This window comes from Nonomuraea harbinensis (assembly GCF_019396385.1).
GTDB lineage: Bacteria > Actinomycetota > Actinomycetes > Streptosporangiales > Streptosporangiaceae > Nonomuraea > Nonomuraea ferruginea.
The window spans coordinates 22,123-30,956 of the sequence record NZ_JAHKRN010000074.1; the positions used below are offsets into that span (position 1 = coordinate 22,123).

The window sequence follows — 8,834 nt, forward strand, 5'->3', positions numbered from 1 at the left end:
TGGTGCCGCCGCGCGTCCCCCGGCCGCGGCGGCGCCACGCAAGCCCGCCACCAGGAGAAATTCGATGAGGCTGACCGATTGACGCGGCCAAATCTATGCATAAGATTAGCATCAAGTGAGATCGTGATGGGGAGCAGCGAGTGAAGACAGTCCGACTGGGTGCGGGTATGGCTTTCTGGGGGGACAGCGTGCTCCCCGCCGTCCAGATGGTGGAGCGCGGGGAGATCGACTACCTCTGCTGCGACCATCTGGCCGAGCTGACCATGTCGATCCTGAGCAAGCAGAGGTCCCGCAACCCCGAGTACGGCTACACGCGTGACGTGCTCGACCTGCTGCGCCTGAGCATCCGCCAGTGCGTGACCAACGGCGTCAAGGTCATCACCGACGCCGGCGGCGCCAACCCGCGCGCCTGCGCGGAGCGGGTCGCCGAGCTGTGCAAGGACCTCGGCCTGACCGGCGTCCGCATCGCCGTGGTGACCGGCGACGACATCAGCGGCGACATCGACCGGCTGATGGCGCAGGGCGTCTCGTTCACCAACATGGACACGGGGGAGCCTCTCTCCTCGGTCCGTGACAGGCTCACCCACGCCAACGTCTACACCGGCGCCGACGGCATCGTGACGGCCCTGGAGCAGGGCGCCGACATCGTCATCTGCGGCCGGGTCACCGACATCGCGCTCTACCTGGGGCCGTTGCGGCACGAGTTCGGCTGGGCCGCCGACGACTGGGAGAGGCTCGGCATGGCCACCGTCGTCGCGCACGCGATCGAGTGCGGCGGCCAGGCCACCGGCGGCCTCTACGACGGCGGCTGGTGGAAGACCCCCGGCCTGGAGAACCTCGGCTACCCCATCGCGGACGTCAGCGAGGACGGCACCGCGGTCATCACCAAGACCCCCGGCAGCGGCGGCAGGGTGGACATCGGCACGGTGAGCGAGCAGCTCGTGTACGAGATCCTCGACCCGGCCAACTACCTCACCGCCGACGTCACGGCCGACTTCTCCGGCGTCCGGCTCACCGAGGTCGGCCCGGACCAGGTCCGCATCACCGGCGGCACCGGCCGCGCCCGCCCCGACACGCTCAAGGTCAACATGGGCTACCGGGCCGGCTTCATCGGCGAGGTCCAGTTCACCTACACCTGGCCCGACGCCTACGCCAAGGCCCGGCGCGGCATCGAGTTCCTGGAGAACCGGCTCGACAGGGCCGGCTTCAAGTCCGACGACGTGCAGATCGAGTACGTCGGACGCAACTCCATGTGGGGCGACCGGGTGGCTGAGCCCGACCCGGCGGACGACGACCTGCTGGAGCTCGTGGTGCGCTACGCCGCCCGCTGCCCGGACGAGACCGAGGCGCGCAAGGTCTTCACCGAGAGCGTCCCCCTCTACAACAACGGCCCGGCCGGCGTGGGCGGCATCGGCACCCGCCCGCCGCTGAAGGAGCTGTTCTCGCTCTGGCCCTGCCTGATCCCCCGCGAGCACGTGACCGCGGCCGTCGACATTCTGGAGGTCTGAGATGGCGAACATCAGGGTCGCCGACATCGCCCACGGCCGCTCGGGCGACAAGGGCGACGTGTGCAACGTCGGCCTGGTCGCCTACGACGACGCTGGCTACGCCACGCTGAAGAGCGAGCTCACCGAGGAGCGGGTCAAGGAGCACTACGGCTCCCTCGTACGCGGCACCGTCACCCGCTACGAGATCCCCGGCATCAAGGCGCTCAACTTCGTGCTCACCGGGGCGCTCGACGGCGGGGGCACCCGCTCGCTGCGCTCGGACCACCTGGGCAAGACCATGTACGCCTGGCTGCTGCGCATGGAGATCACCGCCGCCGAGGACGTCCCCACCTACCCGACGGGACCGCGGCCGGAGGCGGTCGCGTGATCACCGTCACCGGCGCGGAACCCGCCGTCCAGACGCTCTTCAACCCCCGGTCCGTCGCCGTGATCGGCGCGTCGAGCAAGCCCGGCACGCTCAGCTGGTGGCCGTTGCGCCTGCTCGTCCAGTACGGCTTCGCGGGCGGCGTGCACCCGGTCAACCCGTCCCGCAGCGAGATCGAGGGCGTGCCCTGCGTCGCCTCGCTCGCCGACGTCGGCGGGCCCGTCGACCTGGCGGTCATCGCGCTCAACGCCAAGAACACCGTCCAGGCCGTACGCGACTGCGCCGCCGCCGGCGTCAAGGTGGCCGTGCTGCCCTCGCAGGGCTTCGGCGAGACCGGCGAGGACGGCCGGGCCATGGAACGCGAGATGCTGGCCGCCGCCCGCGAGAGCGGGCTGCGCATCGTCGGCCCCAACACCGACGGCGTCGGCAACCTGGCCACCGGCGCGCTCGCCACCATCCAGCCCATCTTCGGCCAGGGCGTCGAGCCCGGCCGGGTCGCGGTGATCACCCAGAGCGGCGCCACCGCCGCCTCCCTGATCATGCGGCTCAAGGAGGAGGGCATCGGCACCCGGCTGTACGCCAGCGCCGGCAACGAGATCGACCTGGGCCTGGCCGACTACCTGTCCGTCGCCCTGCAGGACCCCGAGGTCTCCATGGTGGTCTCGTTCGTCGAGGCCATCCGCCGTCCCGACGACTTCGTCAAGGTCGCCGAGCTGGCCGCCGAGCTGGGCAAGCCGATCGTGCTCATCAAGGTCGGCAGGACCGAGCAGGCCGCCCGCCGGGCCGCCGCGCACACCGGCGCGCTGGCCGGCGCCGACGAGATCTACCAGGCGGTCTTCGACTCGCTCGGCATCATCAGGGTCGACGAGCTCAGCGAGGTCGTCGCCGTCGCCAAGTTCTACCTGTCACGCGGGCTGCCCCAGGACGACGGCGTCGCCATCATGTCCGTCTCCGGCGGGCAGGCCGGCGCGCTCGCCGACCGGGCCGCCCGCTCCGGCGTCACCGTGCCCGACCTCGGCCCGGCGGCCACCGCCGAGCTGGAGGAGCTGCTGGCCTTCGGCACCGCCATCAACCCGTGCGACCTGACCGGCGAGGTGGCCAGGGACAGCGGCCTGGCCACCGCCGCCTACACCGCCTTCGACGCCGACCCGGCCATTTCCACGGTCGTGTACGCGCGCAAGGAGCTGACCGGCGACGCCGGGCGGCGCGCCTCCGAGCGGATCGCCGCGGCCGCCGCGCCGAAGGAGCGCACCCCGCTCGCGATCTACTCCATGGACGGGGAGCTCAACGACGAGGAGAAGGCGGCGTTCGCCGAGGCGGACATCCCCGTCTTCACCTCGGCGGGCGAGCTGTTCACCGCCGTCCGCACGCTGGCCGCCTACCGGCGCGGCGCCGAACGCGCCCGCACCAGGAAGACCGGCCCGGCGGCCCGCACCGGGGAGTCCGGCCAGGCGGCCTCGCGCGCGCTGCCCGGCGGCGCAGGCCCGCTGGACGAGGCGGCCGCCAAGGCGCTGCTCGCCGAGTACGGGGTCGCCGTCCCCGCCGAGGCGCCGGCCACGAGCGCGGACGACGCGGTGGCGCACGCCGAGCGGATCGGATACCCGGTCGTGCTCAAGGTCGCGGACGCCCGCGTCCCGCACAAGACCGAGATCGGCGGCGTCGAGGTCGGCCTGGCCGGCGCCGCCGCCGTGCGCGCCGCGTACGAGGGGATCGACGCCCGCGCGCGGGCACACCTCGGCGACGCCCCCGAGGGCGTGCTGGTGCAGCAGCAGATCACCGACGGCGTCGAGATGATCGCCGGCATCGTGGTGGACCCCCAGTTCGGCCCGTTCGTGCTGCTGGGCAGCGGGGGAGTGCTCACCGAGCTGCTCTCCGACGCCGTGCTGCGGCCCGCCCCGGTGGAGCCCGGCGAGGTCCGCGACATGATCGCGGAGCTGCGCGGCCGGAAGCTGCTCACCGGCTTCCGCGGCGCCCCGCCCGCCGACGTGGACGCCCTGGCGGACACCGTCAGCGCCCTGTCGAGGCTCGGCGCCGACCACGCGGACCGGATCGCCGAGCTGGACCTCAACCCCGTGCTCGTCAGGCCCGCCGGCCACGGCGCGGTCGCGGTCGACGCACTGATCGTCCTCGGCGAGACGGAGGAGAGCCGATGAGCAGCGGCGAGAAGATCCTGGTGACCCGGCGCGGCAGCCTCGGGCTCGTCACGCTGAACCGCGCCAAAGAGCGCAACCCCCTCGACCAGGAGACGGCGGCCGGGCTGCGCGACGCCTTCCTCGGCCTGTTCGCCGACCCGCAGGTGCGTTCGGTCGCCGTGACCGGCGACGGGGACGCGTTCTGCGCAGGCGGCGACCTGAGGCAGATGCGGGAGCTGGCCGAGGGCGACGTCGAGGACGCGTACCTGTGGCCCGGCGCCATCGTCGACCTGCACCGGCTCATGCTGGAGGCGCCCAAGCCGGTGATCGCCGCGGTCCACGGGCCCGCCTACGCGGGCGGGATGGGCCTGGCCGGGATGTGCGACGTCATCCTGGCCACGCCGAAGGCCCGCTTCGCGATGCCCGAGGTGAAGATCGGGCTCTTCCCGATGATCATCGTGGCGCACCTGGCCAGGTCGCTGCCCCGCAAGCGGCTGCTGGAGATGATGCTGACCGGAGAGAGCATCGACGCCGACGAGGCGCACCGGCTCGGCTTCGTCAGCAAGGTCTACCCCGACCACGACGGCCTGATGGAAGGGCTGGACGCGTACGCGGCCAAGTTCGAGGCGGTCAGCCCGGCGGCCGTCCGCCTCGGCAGGCGTGCCTTCACCCTGCTCTCCGACATGCCGGCCGGGCAGGCGCTGGACGCCGCCCAGTTCCTCAACCTGCCGTTCTTCCTTGGCGGCGACCTGCGCGAGGGCACCCAGGCGTTCTTCGACCGGCGCCCGCCCCGCTGGACCACCCCCGACGACGAGCTGGAGAAGACCTCATGAGGACAGCCGTGGTGGTCGACGCGGTCCGTTCCCCCATGGGGAAGGGCAAGCCCGGCGGCGCGCTCGCCGAGCTGCACGCCGTCGAGCTGCTCGCCCAGGTGCTGGCCGGGCTCGTGAACCGTACCGGCATCGACCCCGGCACGGTCGAGGACGTGATCGTCGGCTGCGTCAGCCAGGCGGCCGACCAGTCCGTCACCCCCGGCCGGATGGCCTGGCTCGCGGCCGGGTTCCCCGAGCACGTGCCCGCCACCACCATCGACCGCCGCTGCGGATCCAGCCAGCAGGCGCTGCACTTCGCCGCCCAGGGCGTGCTCGCCGGCGCCTACGACGTGGTCGTCGCGGGCGGCGTGGAGTCGATGAGCCGGGTGCCGATGGGGTCGGCGCGGATGGGCCGCGACCCGTACGGGCCATCGGTGACCGAGCGGTACGCGCCCGGCCTGGTCTCCCAGGGGGTGGCGGCGGAGCTCGTGGCCGCCAAGTGGGCGCTGGAGCGCGAGACGCTCGACGCCTACTCGGCCCGCTCCCACCATCGGGCCGCCGCCGCGGCCGACGCGGGACACTTCCGCGACGAGATCGTGCCGATCACCGTGCCCGGCGGGACCGTCGTCGACCGCGACGAGACCATCAGGCCAGGCACCACCGCCGAGCGGCTGGCCGGGCTCAAGCCCTCCTTCCAGGACGAGGAGGCGGCCCGGCGCTTCCCGGAGATCGGCTGGCGGGTCACCGCCGGCAACTCCTCGCAGATCACCGACGGCGCGAGCGCCGCGCTGGTGATGAGCGAGGAGCGGGCCGAGCGCCTCGGCCTGACCCCGCTGGCGCGCTTCCACGCCTTCTCGGTGTGCGGCGACGACCCGGTGACGATGCTCACCGCCCCCATCCCCGCCACCGCCATGGTGCTGGAGCGGGCCGGGCTCGACCTCGCGGACATCGACCACGCCGAGGTCAACGAGGCGTTCGCGCCGGTGCCCCTGGCCTGGCAGGCCGAGTACCCGGTCGCCGACGAGGTGCTGAACCCGGTCGGCGGCGCCATCGCGCTCGGGCATCCGCTCGGCGCGTCCGGCAGCCGGCTCTTCACCAGCATGCTGTGGAACCTGCGCCGCACCGGCGGGCGCTGGGGCCTGCAGACCATGTGCGAGGCCGGCGGGATGGCCAACGCGACCATCGTCGAACGTCTGTGAACAGGAGTTCATCACCGTGAAAGTGGAAGGATCCGTCGCGCTCGTCACCGGCGGCGCGTCCGGGCTCGGCCTGGCGACCGCGACCCGGCTCGCCCGGGGCGGCGCGAAGGTCGTCATCGCCGACCTCCCCGGCTCGCCCGGCGAGCAGGTGGCGGCGGACCTCGGCTGCCGGTTCGCGCCCGCCGACGTCACCGACCCCGAGCAGGTGACGTCGGCCCTCGACGCCGCCGCCGGACTCGGCCCGCTGCGCGCGCTCGTGCACTGCGCCGGCCGCGGCGGCACGGTCCGCGTCGTCGACAGGGAAGGCGCCCCGGGCTCGCTGGAGGACTACACCCGCATCGTCACCACCAACCTGATCGGCTCGTACAACGTGATCCGGCTGGCCGCGGCCCGCATGTCCGCCACCGAGCCGGTGGACGGCGAGCGCGGCGTGTGCGTGCTGACCGCCTCCGTCGCCGCCTACGAGGGACAGATCGGCCAGGTCGCCTACGCCTCCTCCAAGGCCGGCGTGGTGGGCATGACGCTGGTGGCGGCCCGCGACCTGTCGCGGCGGCTCATCCGCGTGTGCAGCATCGCCCCCGGCGTGTTCGACACCCCGATGCTCGGCCGGCTGCCGGAGGAGGTGCGCGCCTCGCTCGGCGCGGCCGTGCCGCACCCCAGCAGGCTCGGCGACCCCGCCGACTACGCGGCCCTGGCCGAGCACATCATCGCCAACCCGATGCTGAACGGCGAGACGATCCGGCTCGACGGCGCGATCAGGATGGCTCCCCGATGAGCGCCCCCGTCCTGGTGGCCGACGAAGGCCCGGTGCGGCTCATCACCATCAACCGGCCGCAGGCCCGCAACGCCGTCGACCTCGCCGTCGCCGAGGGCATCGAACAGGCCCTCGACGCGTACGAGGAGACGCCCGGCCTGCGTGCCGCCGTCATCACCGGCGTGGGCGGCACCTTCTGCGCCGGCATGGACCTGAAGGGCTTCCTGCGCGGCGAGCGTCCCTCGACGGCCAGGAGCGGGTTCGCCGGCCTGGTCGAGCGCCCCCCGAGCAAGCCGCTCATCGCCGCGGTCGAGGGCTACGCGCTGGCCGGCGGGTTCGAGATCGTGCTGGCCTGCGACCTCATCGTGGCCGCGGAGTCGGCCGTGTTCGCCCTGCCCGAGGTCCAGCGCGGGCTCGTCGCCGCCGGCGGCGCGCTGCTGCGGCTGCAGCACCGGCTGCCCTACCACCTGGCCATGGAGCTGGCGATCACCGGCAGGCGGCTGAGCGCCGCCGACGCCGCCGCCCACGGCCTGCTGAACCGGCTCGTCCCCGAGGGCGGGGCGGTCGCGTCCGCGCTCGAACTGGCGCGGGCGGTGGCCGCCAACGGCCCGCTGGCCGTCTCGGCGAGCAAGAAGATCATGACCGAGTCCGCGCACTGGCCGCCCGAGCAGGCGTTCGACCGTCAGCGCGAGATATCGGAACCCGTCCGTGCCTCCGAGGACGCCCGCGAAGGCGCCCGCGCCTTCACCGAGAAGCGGGCTCCCGTGTGGCAGGGACGTTGACAGGAGAAACCATGCGAGAAGCCTTCATCGTCGGCGCGGTGCGGTCCGCGGTGGGCCGCCGCCGCGGCGGACTGTCCGGCGTCCACCCGGCCGACCTCGGCGCCGAGGTCGTGGCCGCGCTGCTGGACCGCGCCGGCATCGCCGGCGAGCACGTGGACGACGTCGTGTTCGGCTGCGTCAGCCAGATCGGCGCCCAGTCGACCAACATCGCCAGGGTCGTCGCGCTGTCCGCGGGCCTGCCCGAGTCGGTGCCCGGCACCACCGTCGACCGGCAGTGCGGCTCGTCCCAGCAGGCGGTCCACTTCGCCGCGCAGGCGGTCGCGTCCGGCGCGCAGGATCTCGTGGTGGCGGGCGGCGTCGAGGTGATGAGCCTGATCCCGATCGCCTCCTCCGCCATCGTGGGCGCCGACGCCGGCATGGGCATGCCCCGGGGCGGCCGCAAGTGGGCGGAACGCTACGGCGACCAGGAGATCAGCCAGTTCCGCGGCGCGGAGACGATCGCCGCCAAGTGGGACGTGAGCCGCGCGGCCATGGAGGAGTTCGCGCTGGCCAGCCACCAGCGGGCCGCCGCGGCGGCCGGCGCCGGGCTCTTCGCCGGCGAGATCGTCCCGGTCGCCGGGCTGGAGGCCGACGAGGGCCCGCGCCCCGCGACCAGCCTGGAGAAGATGGCGACCCTCCAGCCGCTCGTCCCCGACGGCCGGCTGACCGCCGCCACCTCCAGCCAGATCTCCGACGGCGCCGCCGCGCTGGCGATCGCCTCCGGCGACGCGGTACGGAGGCTCGGGCTCACGCCGCTGGCCCGCGTGCACAGCATGGCGGTCGTCGGCTCGGACCCGGTGCTCATGCTCACGGGCCCGATCCCGGCCACCGAGGCGGTGCTGCGCCGGGCCGGGCTCAAGCTCGGCGACATCGACGCGTTCGAGGTGAACGAGGCCTTCGCCTCGGTCGTCCTGGCCTGGCAGCGCGAGACCGGCGCCCCGGCCGATCGCGTCAACCCGCTCGGCGGCGCGATCGCGCTCGGCCACCCGCTGGGCGCGACCGGCGCGCGGCTGATGACCACGCTCGTCCATCACCTGCGCCGCAACGGCCTGCGTTACGGCCTGCAGACGATGTGCGAGGGCGGCGGCATGGCCAACGCCACGATCATCGAGGCGGTCTGAGCTGTGACCAAGCAGGTTCAGCAACTCGATCGGGTGATCATCCGGTTCGCCGGTGACTCCGGTGACGGCATGCAACTCACCGGTGACCGGTTCACCGCGGGCACCGCCGAGTTCGGCAACGAC

The 8,834-nt window shown here is 73.4% G+C and carries 8 protein-coding genes; all 8 read left to right on the plus strand.

Going from position 1 to position 8,834, the window contains the following annotated elements; translation table 11 throughout:
- Positions 1 to 140 precede the first annotated feature (140 nt).
- From KME79_RS41130 to KME79_RS41165, 8 genes are read left to right on the plus strand one after another with little or no spacing between them, the layout of a single operon-like run.
- Positions 141 to 1,508, plus strand: a complete 1,368-nt coding sequence (locus tag KME79_RS41130; RefSeq protein ID WP_425571080.1) for an acyclic terpene utilization AtuA family protein — start codon at positions 141 to 143, stop codon at positions 1,506 to 1,508.
- A gap of 1 nt (position 1,509) precedes the next feature.
- On the plus strand, positions 1,510 to 1,875 hold the full coding sequence (locus tag KME79_RS41135) for an AtuA-related protein (protein WP_187281122.1): 366 nt from the start codon (positions 1,510 to 1,512) through the stop codon (positions 1,873 to 1,875).
- Entirely contained in the window at positions 1,872 to 4,025 is a 2,154-nt protein-coding gene (locus tag KME79_RS41140; RefSeq protein WP_219551442.1) for an acetate--CoA ligase family protein, read from the plus strand. Before KME79_RS41135 ends, KME79_RS41140 begins: the two co-directional genes overlap by 4 nt.
- Positions 4,022 to 4,837 (plus strand): enoyl-CoA hydratase/isomerase family protein, encoded by an 816-nt coding sequence (locus KME79_RS41145; RefSeq protein WP_219551444.1) that lies wholly within the window; start codon positions 4,022 to 4,024, stop codon positions 4,835 to 4,837. The genes KME79_RS41140 and KME79_RS41145 overlap by 4 nt, the downstream gene beginning before the upstream one ends.
- Entirely contained in the window at positions 4,834 to 6,015 is a 1,182-nt protein-coding gene (locus KME79_RS41150; RefSeq protein ID WP_219551446.1) for a thiolase family protein, read from the plus strand. Before KME79_RS41145 ends, KME79_RS41150 begins: the two co-directional genes overlap by 4 nt.
- 16 nt (positions 6,016 to 6,031) lie before the next feature.
- A complete protein-coding gene (locus KME79_RS41155; protein WP_219551448.1) occupies positions 6,032 to 6,790 on the plus strand; it encodes an SDR family NAD(P)-dependent oxidoreductase in 759 nt (252 codons plus the stop codon).
- On the plus strand, positions 6,787 to 7,551 hold the full coding sequence (locus KME79_RS41160) for a crotonase/enoyl-CoA hydratase family protein (RefSeq protein ID WP_219551450.1): 765 nt from the start codon (positions 6,787 to 6,789) through the stop codon (positions 7,549 to 7,551). The genes KME79_RS41155 and KME79_RS41160 overlap by 4 nt, the downstream gene beginning before the upstream one ends.
- Before the next feature lie 11 nt (positions 7,552 to 7,562).
- On the plus strand, positions 7,563 to 8,711 hold the full coding sequence (locus KME79_RS41165; RefSeq protein WP_148031094.1) for an acetyl-CoA C-acyltransferase: 1,149 nt from the start codon (positions 7,563 to 7,565) through the stop codon (positions 8,709 to 8,711).
- Positions 8,712 to 8,834: the final 123 nt, after the last annotated feature.

Bases quoted from the DNA above. Each gene is read 5' to 3' on its own strand.
- KME79_RS41135 (WP_187281122.1), top strand. From the start codon at position 1,510: ATGGCGAACATCAGGGTCGCCGACATCGCCCACGGCCGCTCGGGCGAC.
- KME79_RS41145 (WP_219551444.1), top strand. From the start codon at position 4,022: ATGAGCAGCGGCGAGAAGATCCTGGTGACCCGGCGCGGCAGCCTCGGG.
- KME79_RS41150 (WP_219551446.1), top strand. From the start codon at position 4,834: ATGAGGACAGCCGTGGTGGTCGACGCGGTCCGTTCCCCCATGGGGAAG.
- KME79_RS41160 (WP_219551450.1), top strand. From the start codon at position 6,787: ATGAGCGCCCCCGTCCTGGTGGCCGACGAAGGCCCGGTGCGGCTCATC.
- KME79_RS41165 (WP_148031094.1), top strand. From the start codon at position 7,563: ATGCGAGAAGCCTTCATCGTCGGCGCGGTGCGGTCCGCGGTGGGCCGC.